Source organism: Brucella ciceri (assembly GCF_041930145.1).
In the GTDB taxonomy this organism is placed as follows: domain Bacteria; phylum Pseudomonadota; class Alphaproteobacteria; order Rhizobiales; family Rhizobiaceae; genus Brucella; species Brucella intermedia.
Window position 1 is genome coordinate 225043 of sequence record NZ_JBHEEV010000003.1, and the last position, 18253, is coordinate 243295.

An 18253-nucleotide genomic window follows, 5' to 3' on the forward strand; every position below is an offset into this window, starting at 1 on the left:
AGGAAGTATTCGAAACTTTGAATACTTGGTTGTTAAGGAAGAACGTTACAGCTTTACAAGAATGAAGCCTGATCAGGTCGTTTTTGCGGCGGCGTTCGACGCCGCTTCTGCGATATTGGCGAAGAAGCGGTCTGCGATCTTGCGTGCGACCGAACCGAGCAGTTTAGTGCCGATCTGCGCTACCTTGCCGCCCGCATCGCCACGTATGGCGTAGGACAGAATAGTATCCTCGCCATCTTCGTCCAGCCGCACATCGGTCGCCCCATGCGCAAATCCGGCTATGGAACCTTCACCGTGGCCGGAGATCGTATAGGAGATCGGCGGTTTCATATTCGACAATTCCAGAATCCCGTGAAAGCGAACCTTCAGGATTCCGAAACTCACCTTGAGCGCAGCCCGTATTTCCGTGTCCGAAATTCGCTCGATATCTTCACAGCCCGGAATGCAGGATTTCAGCGTCTCAATGTCGTTCAGCGCATCCCAGACTGCTTGTCTCGGTGCCGCTATCCGCTCTTCTCCAGTCAGGTCCATGGTTCACTCCGAGGTGGATCACCCTAAATTGATCAATATGGTGTATATGACACCCTGTCCAAATTGGAAGTTCGGTAATTTATTTGCCGCAAATCCTCTCTAAAGCGCTTAATGTCCGCAATTAAATCGATTTGATTCGGGAGTAGCATCATGGCAAGAGACGCGACGAAGCTTGAAGCAACGGTCGCAAAGCTGAAAAAGCATTGGGCAGATTCGGCTCCGCAGGACATGCGGGCAGCGTTCAAATCGGATCCGGGTCGGTTCGAGCGGTATTCGTTGTCCCTGGATGACCTTCTGTTCGACTGGTCGAAATGCCGGGTCAATGACGAAACGATCGGGCTCCTCAAGGAGCTGGCCGGTGCTGCCGATGTTGAAGGCCGTCGCGCGGCGATGTTTGCAGGCGAGCATATCAACAATACCGAGGATCGTGCCGTTCTCCACGTCGCTCTGCGCGATACTTCCTCGAAGGAAGTGCTCGTCGACGGACACAATGTCCTGCCGGACGTGAAGGAAGTGCTGGACCGTATGGCGGCATTTTCGGATGGCATCCGGTCGGGCGCTATCAAGGGCGCAACCGGCAAGAAGATCACCGATATCGTCAATATCGGCATTGGCGGCTCCGATCTCGGTCCCGTCATGGCGACGCTCGCGCTTTCTCCCTATCATGATGGCCCGCGCGCGCATTTCGTCTCCAATATCGACGGCGCTCATATTGCCGATACGCTCGGCATCCTTGATCCCGCGACGACGCTCGTCATTATCGCTTCCAAGACGTTCACGACCATCGAAACCATGACCAATGCGCAGACCGCGCGCAAATGGATAGCCGAAGCGCTTGGCGAAGCAGCCGTAGGCGCCCATTTCGCCGCAGTCTCGACGGCGCTGGACAAGGTAGCCGCCTTTGGCATAGCCGAAGATCGGGTTTTTGGTTTCTGGGACTGGGTCGGCGGACGATATTCGGTGTGGTCGGCCATCGGCCTGCCGGTCATGATCGCGATTGGACCGGACAACTTCCGCAAGTTTCTGGCAGGCGCACATTCGATGGATGTGCATTTCCGCGATGCGCCGCTGGAAAAAAACCTGCCCATTTGGCTGGGCCTCATCGGTTACTGGCACCGCGCCATCTGCGGCTATGGCAGCCGTGCGATCATTCCCTACGATCAGCGTCTGGCCCGCCTGCCTGCCTATCTGCAGCAACTGGATATGGAATCGAATGGCAAGAGCGTCACGGTCGATGGCAAGCCGGTTTCCGGCCCGACCGGCCCGGTCGTATGGGGCGAGCCCGGCACCAACGGCCAGCACGCCTTCTTCCAGCTTCTGCATCAGGGTACCGACACCATCCCGCTTGAATTCATCGTTGCGGCGAAAGGTCATGAAAAGCACCTTGACCACCAGCATGAAATGCTGCTCGCAAACTGCCTTGCGCAGTCGGAAGCTTTGATGAAGGGCCGCACGCTGGACGAAGCGCGGGCGCAGTTGAAGGCGAAGAACCTTGCCGAAAGCGAAGTGGAACGCATTGCGCCCCATCGCGTCTTCTCGGGCAACCGTCCTTCGTTGACGCTGGTTCACGACAAGCTTGACCCGTTCGCTTTCGGGCGTCTGGTCGCGCTCTATGAGCATCGTGTTTTCGTCGAGGCGCAGATTTTCGGCATCAACGCTTTCGATCAATGGGGCGTCGAGCTTGGCAAGGAACTTGCCACCGAACTCTTGCCGGTTGTCTCAGGCGAGCAAACCAGCGATGGTCGCGACGCTTCCACACAAGGGCTTGTCGCCCATCTGCATGCGCGAAGGAAAGCTTGACGGCATTCTCTGCACAATTAGAAATGAAAGAGAGCCGGGTTCGTAATCCGGCTCTCTTCATGAGGAATAGAATGGGACATGAAATGAAAACCGAGATTGTGAAATTTGCCGGCGATGTACCGGGAAATGCCATCGAGTTGCGCGTGCTGCGCTTTGCCGGCAAGGACAGCGATGTGCCTTCCGCCTATTTGCAATCGTCGCTTCACGGTGCCGAACTTCCGGGGCAGGCGGCTCTTCATTTCCTGGTTCCGATGTTGAAGAAAGCGGCCGAGGAAGGGCGCGTTCTCGGCAATATCACCGTTGTTCCACAGGCAAATCCGATCGGCTCCAATCAGTGGCAGGCCCATCAGCATCTCGGTCGCTTCGAAACTTTCTCGCTGACCAATTTCAACCGCGCCTTCCCGCTGCTGCCGGATTTCAACACGTCTGAACTGCCGGAGCCGGATGCGCCGATCTCACTGGCACAGCGCCTGAAGGCGACGCTTTTGAAGCTGGCTCTGCCGAACGACATCGTTCTCGATCTGCATTGCGACGACGAGAGCGAAAACTACGTCTACATCGCTGAAGAATTTGCCGAGGACATGAAAGATCTGGCCATCGCGCTCAATTCGACGGCGATCCTCGCATGGGATACGACTGCCGACGCAGCTTTTGAGGAAGCCTGCGCGCATCCTGTCCTGCAATTGCCAGCGGACAAGCGCAACATGAAGCGCCGCGCGGTGACGACAGTCGAATTTCGCGGCTTGAGCGATGTTTATCCCGATATGGGCAAGGGCGACGCCGAGGGCTTGTATAAATTCCTCGTACATCGCGGTGTCGTTCGCGACGACAATGTGAAGCTCGAAACCGAGTATAAGGGCCTTGTCACGCCGCTCTCGCATGTCGAGATGCTGCGGGCGCCGGAGGGCGGCATGGTGCTCTATCATGTAGCGCCCGGCGATGAAGTCAAAGCAGGCGCGAAGCTCGTCACGGTGGTTACGAAACCGGGTGAACCGGAAGGCGACATTACGCTCACGGCACCGCAGGACGGGCGCATTTTGACCCGTCGTTCGCTGCGCTATGTGCGCCGTGGCGATGATCTTCTCAAATTGCTGGGGGTGAAGCCTTCTGCCGTCAAGAAGCGTGCCGGCGCGCTTGAAGCATGAGCGAAAAGCTTTCCGAAGAACGCATCAGATCAATCCGTGCCGTCCTCTTCGACAAGGACGGCACCTTGATCGACTTCGACCGGACCTGGTTTTCAATCTCCTGGCAGCTTGCGCAGCGAGCCGCAAAGGGGGATGAACTGCGGGCCCGCGCATTGCTCGACGCTGGGGGCTATGACTGGCTGACCGAGCGTTTCCGGGCCAATTCAGTCATCGCGGCCGGTACGGTCGAAGACATTGTTTCGCTTTGGCACCCTGATGTGGTGTCCGAGCAATCGCGCGAGCTTATCGAAGAATATGACGCTTACTGCGTCACCGAAGGCGCACGTTCTGCTGTGGCCGTAGAAGCTTTGCATGAAACGCTCGAAACGCTTCGCACCATGGGGTTCCGGCTAGGTATCGCCACCAACGATTCCGAGGCTGGCGCGCACGCCACGGCCAAAGCGCTGGGTGTCGACGGTTTTTTCGACGTCGTGATCGGCTACAACACGGCGGCGCGTCCAAAACCCTATCCCGATCCCCTGCTTTATTTTGCAGAAAAGCTGGGGCTTGCTCCGCATGAGATCGCCATGGTCGGCGACAATCTTCATGACCTGGAGACAGCCCACGCAGCCGGTGCGGGACTGGCAGTCGGCGTTCTATCGGGCAACAGTCCTCGCGAAGCACTGGAACCCCACGCCGATATCGTGCTGGATAGCGTGGCCGGCCTGCCCGAATTGCTGAAACATTAAGTCGTCGCTTCCATTCAACGGATTGAATGGAAGCGTCACCACAATTCATTCTTGCTGCTCTTGCGGCGGAATTGGCATGGAGTAGCATGGCAGGACGTTTAACGTTCGCGGCGAGCTATACCCATGATCCTGATCGGCCAGTATGATTCTCCTTTTGTGCGGCGTGTCGCTATCGCCATGCGGCTTTACGGCCTGCCATTTGAACACAAACCATGGTCGACGTTCGGTGATCGTGACAGGCTTGCGGAATTCAATCCGCTGAGCCGCGTGCCGACGCTTGTACTGGATGATGGCGAGGTCGCGATCGAAAGCGCGGCGATACTCGATTATCTCGATGAGATCGCCAACGGCAAACATCCGTTGATCGCGCCAAGAGGTGCCGAGCGTCGTCAGGCATTGAAGATATGCGCGCTTTCTACCGGTCTTGCCGATAAAGCCGTAAGCCTGCTCTATGAAGGTTTGCTGCGAAGCGAAAAATCAAACGTTTGGGTAGAGCGTTGCGAAACGCAGATCGCCCGGGTGCTGGACGTGCTGGAGAACGACCTTTCAGAACGAAAATCACCATATTGGTTCGGAGATGATATCGGGCATGCCGATATTGCTGCGACCTGTGCACTGCGCTTTCTTCGTGAAGCCCATCCACATCTCTTCGATGAGCAGAAATACCCCTCATTGGCTGGTCTGGCCGCTCGATGCGAAGCGCTGGCACCGTTTCAGGAGATCGTGCAGCCCTTGGCGCCACCCTCTGCCTGATGCTGTCTGAAACAAATGCGGCCGGATGAAAGTCCGGCCGCATTTGTTTTCAAGTTTTACCGTTCTCAGTCACGAAGTTCGCGGCGCAAGATCTTGCCGACATTGCTTTTCGGCAGGCTTTCGCGGAACTCGACTTCGCGCGGGCGCTTGTAATTGGTAAGGCGCTCGGCGCAATAGGCTTTGACTTCGTCTTCAGTGAGGTTGAGATCGCTGCGCACGACGAACAGTTTCACGACTTCGCCGGAATGTTCGTTCGGTATGCCAATGGCAGCCGATTCCACGATGCCGGGATGACCTGCGGCTACTTCCTCGATTTCGTTCGGATAAACATTGAAGCCGGAAACAAGGATCATGTCCTTCTTGCGGTCGACGATTTTGGTATAGCCCCGCTCGTCCATGAAACCCATGTCGCCGGTCCGGAAAAATCCGTCGGGCATGATTGCACGCTTGGTTTCGTCCGGGCGGTTCCAGTAACCCGTCATCACCTGCGGTCCGCGCACGCAGATTTCGCCGACCTCACCGAGAGCGAGGTCGTTTCCATCATCATCGCGGATCGCAACATCGGTTGACGGCATCGGCAGGCCGATGGTTCCGGAGAACTCGGTTGCATCCAGCGCGTTGGCGCAGGCGACGGGCGAAGTCTCGGAAAGGCCATATCCTTCGGTGATGTGACAACCGGTCATTTTCTGCCAGCGTTCGGCCACAGGACGTTGTACAGCCATTCCGCCGCCGAGAGTGAGAATAAGAGGTTTGAAATCCAGGGTCTGGAAATCTGGATTATTCATGAGGCCATTGAAAAGAGTGTTGAGGCCCGGGAAGATATGGAACGGGAATTTCCTCAGTTCCTTGACGAAGCCAGCAATATCGCGCGGATTGGGAATGAGGATATTTCGCGCACCAAGCTTGATGCCGATCATCGCATTCACGGTAAGCGCGAAGATGTGATAGAGCGGCAGCGCACACACGAAATTCAGCGCCTTCGGCTTGCCCTTGTTGCGGAAGGCAACCTCCATCCAGGTATGCATCTGCTCCACATTCGCAAGGATGTTGCTATGGGTCAGCATGGCGCCTTTCGAGATGCCGGTCGTGCCTCCGGTATATTGCAGGAAGGCAAGGTCGGAACCTTGTACCGGAACCGGGTTGAAGGATAGGGCACGACCTTGAGCCAATGCGTCCTTGAAACGGATATGCTCCGGAATGTTCCACGCCGGAACCATTTTCTTCACGCGGCGCACGACCAGATTGATGATGTGGCCCTTGAATCCATGCATGTCGCCCATGGACGCGACGATGATATTGGGAACGTTGATCGAATTGAGGGTCTTTTCCACCGTCGACGCAAAATTTTCCAAAACGATCAATGCTTTGGCGCCGGAATCCTTCAACTGATGTTCCAGTTCTCGCGGCGTATATAGCGGATTGACGTTCACGACGACGAAACCTGCGCGGAGAATGGCCGTGAAGGCAATCGGATAATGCAGGATATTCGGCATCATCACCGCAACGCGGTCGCCCTTCACGAGACCGCGCGACTGGAGAAAAGCAGCCAGCGCACGCGAATATTCGTCGAGTTCCTTGTAGGACAGATCCTTGCCCATGCAGGTGAAGGCTGGGCTGGAGGCGAATTGCCGGCAAGATGCCAGAATCATATCGCCGATGGAAGTTGCCGTGCTCAGATCGATCTCGTGCGGAACGCCAGCCGGATATGATTTGAACCAGATCTTTTCCTGCGTCGGCGCGCCATTGGCTGGCGATCCCGCGGTCATGGATTCAACTACGGATGCACTTTGCCCAGTCGTCTTTTTCGCCATTTCTTCTCCCCGGATCGCTCCGTCCTAAATTGGGCCGCATGTGCGCCCCGCCGTCTCCCAAGCCATCCGCCCCCCGGAAGGCTTCCTCATTGGTAAATGTGGTCGAGTTTTAATTTCTTCGCAAGAGTTACATTGACGTAAGCGTAAATTATAAAAGAGTCGAGCGTCTCTCCCAATTTTGCGGTTTGACAATCACGATTGGTTGAAACCGGCCATCGTGAAAATAGCCTGTCCGGCGGGGCAGGCATATCGAAATTGGGCCCGACAACTATGTTTGATGAGCTTCGAATGCCGGATTTCTAAGAGATTGAACGAGTATCGAGATTGCCCTGCCACCGTAGGTGACAAGATCATAGTTCCGGTCGCCTCGCAACCATTCGTTGAGAAGGCCGCTTAGAAGGGACAGCAGGATCGGTGCCGCCGTGTCTGCGGTCCATTCCTTTGAAAGCTCCCCGCGTCTTGCAGCCACGTCCAGCAATCCTGCGAACAGGGAGAGGACGTTGGCGCGCGCTTCGCGAAGGCGATCTTCAAGCGGGGCCATTTCGCCGACGAATTCGCATCGCTGGTTGATAATGATGAAAATGTTCTGCTGACGCTCGTTGTTCGAGAAAAGCTGCAGCGCCTGAATGATCGACTGCTCGAGCACATGCATCGGATTGGGGTGGTTGACGGCCGCAGCCTGCAGCATGATTTCTTCTTGCGGAAACCGGACATTGCCGATGATGGTGCGAAGAATCTCCACCTTGTCGCGGAAGTGGAAATAAATCGCACCCCGCGTCACTCCGGCATGACAGGCAATTTCCATCAGTGTAGATTGGTTGACACCACGCTCGAGGAAAACCTGCTCGGCAGCCACCAGAATGGCTTCCCGGGTTTCGGCTGCCTCGGCTTTCGTTCTTCGCATGATTTCTCTCGGGTGAATGCAGTCTGATGGCTTAGTTCGCCACTTGAATCCGGGTAACTCATTCGTGATCTGTAATATTGAGCGATTGACTATAACACGGTAGATCGTATTTACAAACACTCGTGTATGTTAAATTGGCAGCACCGCGCGACAGCAAGGGCACTCCCACCATGACTTTGAACCGTTCCATTCGGCTTTTTGCGGCAGGGGCCGCTTTTCTTGTCTTTGCGGGGCAACCCGTTCTGGCGCAGGCACCCGGCGGCGCAACGCCGCCACCGCCACAGGTATCTGTTACCGTGGTCGAGCCGCATGATGTACCTGTCACCTACGAATATGCGGCGCGTATCAGTGCCTATCGCGACGTTCAGGTGCGTGCGCGTGTCGGCGGGATATTGCTTCACCGCAATTTCATCGAAGGCACGGAAGTCAAGGCTGGCGACGTGCTGTTCGAAATAGACCCGGCACCTTACCAGGCGGAGCTTGAAAAGGCTCAGGCACAGGTGGCACAGGCCGAGGCGCAGTATCAGCAATCCATCCGCGACGCGGAGCGCGCAGAACAGCTGGTCCAGCAGAAGGTGCAGAGCACTGCCGTTCGTGATTCGGCTTTCGCGACGCGCGACCTGAACAAGGCGTCTGTCGCCGCAGCCAAGGCGCAGCTGCGCACGGCTGAACTCAATCTGAGCTATACCAAGGTGACGGCGCCCATCAGCGGCATCACCAGCCTCGAACAGGTCAATGAGGGCAGCCTTATCGGTACGGATGCGTCTTCCAGCCTTCTGACCTCGATTACCCAGCTCGACCCGGTCTATGTGAACTTCTCCTTCACGGACACGGAAGCCGCTGAAATCGACCGTTTGCGCGCCGAGCGCGGTGCGACGGGCGAAGATGCCGACCGTCTCAAGATCAAGGTTCTGTTCGGGGACGGGCAGGCTTATGACCACGAAGGAACGATCGATTTCACCTCTTCGTCGCTCGATACGGAAACGGGTACGCTCGGTGCCCGCGCGGTGGTCGAGAATCCCAAGCGTCGCCTGATCCCGGGTCAGTTCGTTCGCGCTGTCATTCTTGGCATCCAGGTCAAGGATGCCATCACGATCCCGAAGGCCGCATTGCTCCAGGGGCCGCAAACGCAGTTCGTTTACGTGGTCAACAAGGACAATATCGTCGAAGTCCGGCCGATCACCGTTGCTCGCGAACTGAGCGATGCCTGGCTGGTTTCCGAAGGTCTCAACGCAGGTGACCGCGTCATTAGCGAAGGGCTTATCAAGGCAGCCCCGGGCAAGCCCGTTAATCCGGTCGACGCAGCTACCGAAGCAGGCAATAGCACATCGCCGGACAAGGCGGGTGCCGAAGCTGGCAAAGAACAGGCGGCAGGCAAGCAATGAACAGATTTTTCGTCGACCGCCCCGTTTTCGCGGCGGTCATCTCCATTGTGCTCGTGCTGGCAGGCCTGATCTGTATCCGGATTCTGCCGATTGCACAGTATCCCGAACTGACGCCGCCGCAGGTTGTTGTCAGCGCGACCTATCCCGGCGCCAGCGCCGAAACGGTGGCGCAGACCGTTGCCGCGCCGTTGGAACAGCAGATCAACGGCGTCGAGAACATGCTCTATATGCAGTCCTCGAGCCTCGGCAGCGGCACGATGCAGCTGACCGTAACCTTTGCTCTGGGCACCGACCCGGATCAGGCCACGATCAACGTCAACAACCGCGTGCAGCGTGCGACTTCCTCGCTTCCGCAGGAAGTGCAGCGTCTTGGCGTCACGGTGGACAAGCGTTCCACCACAATTCTGGGCATGGTCGCCATGTTCTCCGACAGTGATCGCTACGATCGCACCTATGTCGGCAACTATGCGCTTCTCAATGTGGTTGACGATCTCAAGCGCCTTCAGGGCGTTGGCGACGTGCAGCTTCTCGGCAACATCGATTATTCGATGCGTATCTGGCTGCGTCCCGACAAGCTGGCGCAGTATAACCTGACGCCGAGCGATGTCTCGACCGCCATTCAGGAACAGAACGCGCAGTTTGCAGCAGGCCGCTTCGGCGATCAGCCTGACCCGCAAGCCGGGCCGTTCACCTATACCGCGACCACACAGGGGCGCCTCCCGGATGCCGCAGCATTCGAGAACATTATCCTCCGTTCGAGCCCCAATGCGGCAACGCTCCGTCTCAAGGACGTTGCGCGTGTCGAACTCGGCACGGAAAGCTATCTCGTCGACAGTAATCTGAACGGCACCTCGGCCGTCCCGATTGCAATCTATCTGCAGCCCGGCGCCAACGCGCTCAACACGATGGAACTCATTCAGAACCGTATGGATGAGCTGAAGGCAAGCTTCCCGGCGGGTATCGACTATTCGATCCCCTTCGATACGACGAAGTTCATCAAGGTCTCCATCGAGGAAGTGATTCACACCTTCATCGAGGCGATCATTCTCGTCGTGCTGGTGGTGTTCATCTTCCTGCAGAACTGGCGGGCGACGCTTATCCCGATCATCGCGGTGCCGATCTCGATTATCGGTACTTTCGCGGGCATGTATGTGCTGGGCTTCTCCATCAACCTCCTGACGCTCTTCGGTCTCGTACTGGCAATCGGTATCGTGGTCGACGACGCCATCGTGGTGCTGGAAAACGTCGAACGTATCATGACGACGGAAAAACTGTCGCCGCGCAAGGCCGCCATCAAGGCCATGGGCGAAGTGACGGGGCCGGTGATTGCGATTGTCCTTGTGCTGTGTGCGGTGTTCATTCCGGTCGCCTTCATGGGCGGTCTGGTTGGCGAAATGTACAAGCAGTTCGCCGTGACCATCGCGATTTCGGTGACATTGTCGGGTCTCGTGGCCCTGACACTGACACCGGCGCTTTGCGCGCTTATCCTAAAGCCGGGTCATCATGAGCCGATGCTGCCGTTCCGCATCTTCAACCGCTTCTTCGAGCGGGTGACGGACGGCTATTCGCGCGGCGTTCGCTTCTTCCTGAAGCGCGCTGCAATTGGGCTGGTCATTTTTGCGGGCCTTCTTGGCGCCACCTACTATCTTTTCGAAAGGGTGCCGGGATCGCTGTTGCCGGATGAGGATCAGGGCTTCCTGTTCAGCGTTGCAGTGCTTCCCCCGGCGGCCTCTCTGGAACGTACAACGGCGGTTCTCGATCAGGCGAGTGCGAATATCCGGAAAAACCCTGCTGTGGAGAGCGTCTTCGCGGTATCCGGCTTCGACCTTCTGTCGGGCGGTCTGAAAACCAGCGCGGGCACGATGTTCATCATGCTCAAGGACTGGAAGGAACGCACGACGCCTGAAACCGATGCGCGCAATCTTCCCGGTGCCATCATGGGGATGAATGCGGGGATCAAGGACGGTCTTGTTCTTGCGTTCAACCCGCCTCCGATCATGGGTCTCAGCACGACGGGCGGCTTTGAACTCTATGTTCAGGATCGCACGGGCGGCGGTGTGGATTCGCTGACGCGGGCGACCAAGCTCATTACCGAGGCTGCCGTCAAGCGGCCGGAGTTGCAGGGTGTGCGCACGACGTTCGATCCGAACGTTCCGCAGTATGACATCCAGCTTGATCGCGAAAAGGCGAAGGCTATGGGTGTGCCGATCAACTCTGTATTCACTGCAATGCAGGCAACCTTCGGCAGCCTCTACGTCAACGACTTTACACTGTTTGGCCGCAACTATCAGGTCAACTTGCAGTCGGAAGCCGAGTTCCGTCGTGATCCGAGCGATCTCAAGCATGTCTTCGTCCGGGCCAATTCCGGCAGCATGATCCCGCTCGATGCACTCGTCACCGTCAAGCGTATTGTCGGTCCTGATCAGCTCGAACGCTTCAATGCCTTCAACGCGGCGAAGATCACCGGTAATCCGGCGCCGGGCTTCACCTCCGGCGACGCGATCAAGGCGATGCAGGAAGTGGCTGCGGAGGTTCTCCCGCAGGGCTATCAGATTGCATGGACCGGCTCGGCCTATCAGGAAGTGACCACCAGCGGCACAGGCACGCAGGCCATGATCTTCGGCCTTGTCATGGTGTTCTTGATCCTTGCTGCGCAGTATGAACGCTGGAGCCTGCCGCTCGCTGTCATAACGGCGGTGCCTTTCGCAATCTTCGGCGCGTTGCTGGCGACCGATCTGCGCGGGCTGACCAATGACGTCTACTTCCAGATTGGTCTGGTGACGCTCATAGGTCTGGCGGCGAAGAACGCGATTCTGATCGTGGAGTTCGCGGTGCTCGAACGAGAGACCGGCAAATCCGCCATCGAGGCGGCGGCGTCGGCGGCTCGTCTGCGCTTCCGTCCGATCGTGATGACCTCGCTCGCCTTTATTCTGGGCGTGGTGCCGCTCGCGATCAGCTCGGGTGCCGGTTCGGCAAGCCGTCACTCCATCGGTACGGGCGTTATCGGCGGCATGTTGGCAGCAACGTTCATCGCCACGTTCTTCATTCCGATGTTCTACAGTCTGATTGCTCGTAAGCCTCCGAAGAGGCCGGAGGATGAAGACGTGAATGAAACGATCAGCCCCAACCCGCAGGCTGATAATCACGTCTAGCCCGCTTCAAGCTGCAAACGAAAGCCCCGCCGAATGGCGGGGCTTTTTGCATCCTGTACCCGCACTGCTGCCAGGGCGGAAATGGTTGATTACCAGTCTTCGGACGAGGACTGCCCGGCTCCAGAGCATTTCCAGCAAAAGTGTGAAACCGCTTTGCGTTGGATAATGCGATAAAACAAATAGTTAGAGCGGTTCCGGCGATTCTGTTAGAACAGGAACCGCTCTAGAAAAGCGATGCGATACTTTGAACGATTGCCCAGCATAGGAACGTCGCCGGCACGCTGAGTGCTGCGAGCATGATGCCCAGAAACACATAGGCGGCTTCATTCGGCGAGCGTTTTGTTTGTTCCGGAGTCTTGTGCCATTGAGCAGGTACGCCATCGAACATTGTATATATCCTCCTTCTCCCTCGCTTTGATTATTGATCGGAGTCGGATTTGTTCAAGTCAAAATAAATGGATGTATTTATCGTCTCGCTTGTGCTAAAAGCGGCGCAACTTATCCTGATTTGTCTATTGTTATGTCGCTATAAAGACGGGTTTCCGTGCTATTTATTTGATGGAAAACAATTTTACTTTTATACTGTAAGTATCGATATATCGGAAATTTCAAAAATATCTGAAAATTCGTTGGGTAGCAGTATTCTCCTGCGTCAAAATGGCACGCAATGGGCGGACAAATTAAACGACCCGCCCGTCCGATGTCCGGATCAGTAAAAGCTGTTCGGGAAATAGCGCAGGTAAAGCTCCGTCAGCGTGCCCTTCTGCTGCAAGGCTTGCAGTGCATTATCGAAGGCGCTGACAAGGGGAGCGTTTTTCTGCGCAACGGCAATGCTGAGCCCGGTGCCCAGATACTGGGGTGCCAGATAGGGGCCGGCTGCGAAGGTGCAGCATGCATGGCCCTCGGGACTGTTAAGCCACACGGACAGCGACATGCCATCGTGAAAGACTGTGCCGATCTTGCCGCTCCTGAGATCGGCGAGCATGCTCGGTTCATCAGGGTAGGGTTTTGCGACCGCCTGGGGAAAATAGCTTTTCAACAATTGTTCATGGGCGGTACCTGCAATGACGCCGACGTTCTTGCCCTTCGTGGCCGTCACCGGATCATCGTTAAAAGCGCCGGCATTGGTCGTCGCAAAACGCGCAGGCAGCCGCATATAGGACCGTGAATAGGCAAATTGTTCCCGGTTTGCTTCGGTTGGCTTCCACCCCGCCAGTATGGCTTCAGCCTGTCCGCTGAGCAGGCGCTCCTCCAGCTCATTCCATGGGACAGCTTCGATCTGACATATGTCGTCGACGCCCAATTGACGGCAAAGGGCCTTGGCAAGGTCGATATTATAGCCGGAAAGCTGCCCCCGGTCGCCGAGCATATTGAACGGTGGAAAGTCCACGGTTGTAATGAACCTCAACCGTGTGAGCGCTTGCAGGGACGGCAATGGCAGGCGCTCCCTCTGGTTGATGAAGGACGGAGCCTGGGGCTCTGTGTCGGAAGCCTGCGCGCTATGAATACCACATGCGGATGCCAGCGCGATCAGCAGTCTTGGAAGGTGGCGTTTCATGACCCGTCTCTGCTCTCTTTTTTATAATTTCGCGTTAACCGCACGATCGATTGCCTCTCCAATATTCACCAAAAGTGCCAGGAAAATAAAGGTTGCAATTCTTTTAGAGTATATTACGTTCCGATTGTAATTTTTCTGAAATAATTAACTAATAAAGCGTTCGGTAAAATTACTATATTAGTATATATCTAAAATACAAATCACAAATATTCAGTAGTGCGGGGGTGCTATGAGTAGTGTATCGACTGCGTTCGATCTGGAGATATGCAGCGCCATATCAGCCAGACTGGAACAATGCGGCGTAGCGAGAGAGGCGTTGCTTGGGGCATATAGTGCTGCTGCTCGCCACGGAACGTCGTTTTGCGTGGAGCTGGTTCAGCGGGGTGATGTTGCGGAATCGGTGCTTTATGCAGCCATAGCTGATCTTTTGACATTGGAGTTCACAGACGAAGCCTTGCCGTCCCGTATTTTCGTATCGGGCGAAGAAAAGCCGTCGGCTTTCATCGATGTGGGACAGGTTATGGTGCTCGGCGCAGATGGAAGCAACTATCTCTATATAGCGCCTTCGGAAAATCGCATCCGGACGCTTCGGGACTATGTGCTTGCGACGCCGCAGTTGAAGAACCGGATACGGATCTGCACGCCGACGCTCCTGAAGCAGGTCATGCGGCAGCGGCATCAAAAGGATCTGATCGCCAGAGCCTATGAAATGACACCGCAATCGCTGTCCGCATCGCGCGTTCTCGATACGCCGCAGGCGTTTATCATCGCCATGGCGGTTTACGCGCTTTTCGCCTGCATGTTCAATTGGCCCGCGACCACTCTCCTTGTTCTCCATGTAGCACTGTCATTATTCTTCTTCGGCTGCGTGATGATCCGTCTGTTCGCAGCGGTTGCCGGACGGCGGTTGAAATTTCTGGAGATCAAGAAAAGCAGGCCGCGCGATCTGCCGATCTATTCCGTGCTGGTCCCGCTATATCGGGAACAGGAGGTGATAGGCCAGCTTGTAACGAGTTTGAAACGCCTGAACTGGCCAGCCAGCAAGCTCGATATCAAGCTTGTCTGCGAGAAGGACGATTTCGATACGATCGCCGCGATACGTCGTGTGGGGCTGCCATCGAATTTTGAACTGGTTCTCGTGCCGTCCGGCGGGCCCAAGACGAAACCGAAGGCGTTGAATTATGCATTGCAGTTTGCCCGAGGGGAGATCGTCGCGGTCTTCGATGCCGAGGACCGGCCTCACCCTGACCAGTTGCTTGAAGCATGGCAGACCTTTCAGGTCGAAGGCGACAAGCTGGCCTGTGTGCAGGCGCCGCTGATCATCGGGAATTTTCGCCATAATCTGCTGACGCGAATGTTCGCCTTTGAATATGCCGCACTTTTCCGCGGGCTGCTGCCTTGGCTTGCTTCCCGGGGGCACGTTATTCCCCTCGGAGGAACCTCCAATCACTTTCGGCGGTCCTGTCTGGAGGAGGTTGGCGGCTGGGACGCCTACAACGTCACGGAAGATGCCGATCTCGGCGTGAGGCTTGCTCGTTTCGGGTATCGTATCGGTGTCATCACGCGTGGCACGATTGAAGATGCGCCCGTAAACTATGACGTCTGGCGCAAGCAGCGGACACGCTGGCTCAAGGGTTGGATGCAGACATGGCTCGTCCATGGCCGCCAGCCGCACAATACCTGGCGCGAGCTTGGCTGGTTCAGGTATTCCGTCAATCAGGTCTATACCCTGGGAATAATCGGTTCGGCGCTTCTGCATCCTCTGATGCTTGCCATGTTCGCCTTCCTGCTGATCGGAATGATGTTCGGGCCGCTGACGACACACAGTATCTGGCTGTTGGGGATCGATGTGACGAACATTCTGCTGGCCTATCTGAGTTTCTACCTTCTGGGAGCGAGAACGATGGAGCCAACGGAACTGGGAGGGTATGCGTACCTGTTCTCGATCCCGGTATATTGGGTGCTGATCTCAATTGCGGCCTGGCGCGCGCTATGGCAACTGGTGCATGTGCCGCATCTTTGGGAAAAGACACCGCACCAGCCAAGCCTGTTTTACATCTCCACCGATGACGAGGTGAGGAATGTGGAGCCGCGTCCGATGATTGATTGATCCTCGGCCCCGATGGCCTGAAGGTCTCTTCCCTCATAGGGTAGCGTCAAAAGGATGCGCCGGATTGCTGCCAGTCTGGCGCGTCTCTTGTCATTCGAACGGATGATGGTCCAGGGCGCGTAGCCCGTATCGGTCCTTTCGAGCATGGTGTGCAATGCATCGGAATAATCATTCCAGCGAGAAATGCCGGCCACGTCCATCGGTGAGAACTTCCAGTTCTTGAGAGGGCTGTGGCGCCGCTCGTGAAAACGCTTGAGCTGCATTTCCTGGCCGATATCCAGCCAGAATTTGAAAAGATGGATGCCATCCGTCACGATCATGCGCTCAAAATCGGGCGTTTCGGTCAGGAAGGTTTCGAGCTGCGCCGGTGTGCAGAACCCCATGACGCGTTCCACGCCGGCCCGGTTGTACCATGAACGATCAAACGTGACGAACTCGCCAGCCGTTGGGAAATGCGCGACATAACGCTGGAAATACCATTGACCCTGTTCTGTTTCGGTTGGCTTGGGCAGGGCGACGTTACGCGCGGTTCTGGGGTTCATGAACTCGCGGATTGTAAAGATGGTTCCGCCCTTGCCGGCAGCGTCCCGGCCTTCAAAAACGCTGATGACACGCCCGCCAGTATCCTGAAGCCAATATTGAAGTTTGACGAGTTCGATCTGAAACCGCTCCAGCGTTTCCTCATATTCTTCCGACTTCATCTTGGACGGATAGGGATATCCGCCTGAGCGCAACGCATTGTCGTCGATCCATTTCGGCAGCTTCGGATCGTTTATGTCGAACGTCCGCGTCTCGCCTCCAATTTTGAGCTTGATTGGCTTGTCGCCTGATTTTGCCTCGTCTTTTTTGTCTTTCTTTTTGTTAGCTGTCTTCGAACTGTCACCCACGGCAATTCCCTTTCGTTTATATCAAGGCATGATATGGGCTGTTTGGAAGCTACGTAAAGGACGTCCGGGCATTTCCGGATAAAACATGATTCCGAAAAGCGGGAACCGGTTTTCGGGTGAAAACATGCTTGAACAAAAATGTAGAGCGGGATCATTGCGCTCTAAGGTCGATGCCACAACCGCAGAGGAAGCAGCATGAGCGAGGCAGGCAATCACACCGGTCCAGAACCTGAAGCGGAGAAGTCCATTTTCGAACCGCTTCTTCGGGTCAAGGGTGTCGTGATCGCCAGCATGGTTCTCGCCGTCTGCGTGCTGGCTCTCGATCTTCCTTTCTGGTTTCGCGCTGGTCTGCTGGCCGTGGTCGTGCTCGGCGCCGTCTGGCTCGCAAGCGAAGTTGCAAGCAGTGAGCCGGATGAAGTGCCGGTAAAGAATATAGCGCCCAACGAAATGGCGGGAGTGTCCGGCGAGCGCCTGGCAGACCTTCTGACCGACCCGATGGTTGTCTTCGATCATGGCGGCACGGTGTTGTTCACCAATTCAGCGGCTATCGAAGCATTTCAGTCTCTGGAGACTGGCACAGCGCTCTATCTGCGGTTTCGGGCACCGGAAATGCACGCACTGATTCAGGGGGTAATCGCCGATGGCGAAGCACGCAGCATAGAATATTTCGAGCGCGTCCCGATCGATCGCTGGTTCAAGGCCATGGTCAAGGCGTTGCCGGGCAAGGACGGCAGACCCGAACTTTTTGTCCTGCTGTTTCGCGACCAAAGCGAAACACGGCGCATCGACCGCATGCGCTCGGATTTCATCGCGAATGCGAGCCACGAGTTGCGCACGCCGCTCGCTTCGCTGCGCGGATTTATCGAAACGCTGCAGGGGCCAGCGCGAAATGACGCGGCTGCCCGCGATCGCTTTCTGGATATCATGCAGAAACAGGCCGAACGCATGTCGCGCCTGATCGATGATCTTTTGTCTTTGTCGCGACTGGAAATGCGGGCCCATCTGACCGTCAATGAATGCATCGACATGACTTCCATTCTCAATCACGTTGCCGACACGCTGGCGCCGCTGGCCGCAGGCCTCGATATCAACATCGAGCGGGTATTGCCGGGTCATCCTGTCATGGTCACCGGCGCGCGTGACGAGCTTATCCAGGTTTTCCAGAATCTCGTGGAGAATGCCTGCAAATACGGACAGGCTGGCAAGCGCGTCATCGTCAAACTGGACGAAGACGATAGTGGCAGTTCTCCGGAGGTCGTGGCGTCCGTTCAGGATTTTGGTCCCGGCATCGCGGCCGAGCATCTGCCGCGCCTGACGGAACGGTTCTATCGGATCGATGTGGAAACGAGCCGGGCTCATAAGGGCACAGGTCTTGGTCTTGCCATCGTCAAACATATTCTCGCCCGTCACCGCGGACGTCTGGTCGTTCGCTCACAACTGGGCGAAGGCTCGACGTTTACCGTACGGCTGCCGAAACGTGCGGCATAGA

At 56.4% G+C, this 18253-nt stretch carries 14 protein-coding genes; 8 read left to right on the top strand and 6 right to left on the bottom strand.

Annotated features, from left to right (window positions below):
- Positions 1 to 72: 72 nt before the first annotated feature.
- Positions 73 to 531, bottom strand: coding sequence for an SRPBCC family protein (locus tag JNC63_RS07415; protein WP_006466016.1), 459 nt, complete (start codon positions 529 to 531; stop codon positions 73 to 75).
- Between the two features lie 150 nt (positions 532 to 681).
- On the opposite strand from JNC63_RS07415, the gene pgi reads away from it, so the two are divergent.
- The 4 genes from pgi to JNC63_RS07435 all read left to right on the top strand — a co-directional run bounded on the left by pgi (position 682) and on the right by JNC63_RS07435 (position 4957).
- On the top strand, positions 682 to 2331 hold the full coding sequence (gene pgi / locus JNC63_RS07420; RefSeq protein WP_021586282.1) for a glucose-6-phosphate isomerase: 1650 nt from the start codon (positions 682 to 684) through the stop codon (positions 2329 to 2331).
- Between the two features lie 83 nt (positions 2332 to 2414).
- Positions 2415 to 3476, top strand: coding sequence for a succinylglutamate desuccinylase/aspartoacylase family protein (locus tag JNC63_RS07425; RefSeq protein ID WP_025089717.1), 1062 nt, complete (start codon positions 2415 to 2417; stop codon positions 3474 to 3476).
- Positions 3473 to 4204: an HAD family hydrolase gene (locus JNC63_RS07430; protein ID WP_374846192.1), complete on the top strand. Its 732-nt coding sequence runs from the start codon at positions 3473 to 3475 to the stop codon at positions 4202 to 4204. The genes JNC63_RS07425 and JNC63_RS07430 overlap by 4 nt, the downstream gene beginning before the upstream one ends.
- A 123-nt stretch (positions 4205 to 4327) precedes the next feature.
- Entirely contained in the window at positions 4328 to 4957 is a 630-nt protein-coding gene (locus JNC63_RS07435) for a glutathione S-transferase family protein (RefSeq protein WP_021586279.1), read from the top strand.
- Positions 4958 to 5022: 65 nt separating this feature from the next.
- Here JNC63_RS07435 and JNC63_RS07440 read toward each other — a convergent pair whose 3' ends face one another.
- Together JNC63_RS07440 and JNC63_RS07445 are read right to left on the bottom strand one after the other, a co-directional pair.
- Complete coding sequence (locus JNC63_RS07440) at positions 5023 to 6768, bottom strand: long-chain fatty acid--CoA ligase (protein WP_021586278.1); 1746 nt, start codon at positions 6766 to 6768, stop codon at positions 5023 to 5025.
- A gap of 268 nt (positions 6769 to 7036) precedes the next feature.
- Positions 7037 to 7672, bottom strand: a complete 636-nt coding sequence (locus JNC63_RS07445; RefSeq protein ID WP_006471075.1) for a TetR family transcriptional regulator — start codon at positions 7670 to 7672, stop codon at positions 7037 to 7039.
- 170 nt (positions 7673 to 7842) lie between these two features.
- On the opposite strand from JNC63_RS07445, the gene JNC63_RS07450 reads away from it, so the two are divergent.
- Together JNC63_RS07450 and bepE are read left to right on the top strand one after the other, a co-directional pair.
- Entirely contained in the window at positions 7843 to 9057 is a 1215-nt protein-coding gene (locus tag JNC63_RS07450; protein ID WP_006471074.1) for an efflux RND transporter periplasmic adaptor subunit, read from the top strand.
- On the top strand, positions 9054 to 12209 hold the full coding sequence (bepE, locus tag JNC63_RS07455) for a multidrug efflux RND transporter permease subunit BepE (RefSeq protein WP_021586277.1): 3156 nt from the start codon (positions 9054 to 9056) through the stop codon (positions 12207 to 12209). The genes JNC63_RS07450 and bepE overlap by 4 nt, the downstream gene beginning before the upstream one ends.
- 223 nt (positions 12210 to 12432) lie before the next feature.
- On the opposite strand, the gene JNC63_RS07460 is transcribed toward bepE, so the two are convergent.
- Together JNC63_RS07460 and JNC63_RS07465 are read right to left on the bottom strand one after the other, a co-directional pair.
- Positions 12433 to 12597: a hypothetical protein gene (locus JNC63_RS07460; protein ID WP_021586276.1), complete on the bottom strand. Its 165-nt coding sequence runs from the start codon at positions 12595 to 12597 to the stop codon at positions 12433 to 12435.
- Positions 12598 to 12918: 321 nt separating this feature from the next.
- Positions 12919 to 13767 (bottom strand): transporter substrate-binding domain-containing protein, encoded by an 849-nt coding sequence (locus tag JNC63_RS07465; protein WP_021586275.1) that lies wholly within the window; start codon positions 13765 to 13767, stop codon positions 12919 to 12921.
- Between the two features lie 229 nt (positions 13768 to 13996).
- Here JNC63_RS07465 and JNC63_RS07470 point away from each other — a divergent pair, with 229 nt between their 5' ends.
- Entirely contained in the window at positions 13997 to 15877 is a 1881-nt protein-coding gene (locus tag JNC63_RS07470) for a glycosyltransferase (RefSeq protein WP_031346492.1), read from the top strand.
- On the opposite strand, the gene ppk2 is transcribed toward JNC63_RS07470, so the two are convergent.
- Positions 15820 to 16764, bottom strand: a complete 945-nt coding sequence (gene ppk2, locus JNC63_RS07475) for a polyphosphate kinase 2 (protein WP_374846194.1) — start codon at positions 16762 to 16764, stop codon at positions 15820 to 15822. The two genes, JNC63_RS07470 and ppk2, sit on opposite strands and share 58 nt — an antisense overlap.
- Before the next feature lie 195 nt (positions 16765 to 16959).
- On the opposite strand from ppk2, the gene JNC63_RS07480 reads away from it, so the two are divergent.
- Complete coding sequence (locus JNC63_RS07480; RefSeq protein WP_021586273.1) at positions 16960 to 18252, top strand: ATP-binding protein; 1293 nt, start codon at positions 16960 to 16962, stop codon at positions 18250 to 18252.
- Position 18253: the final 1 nt, after the last annotated feature.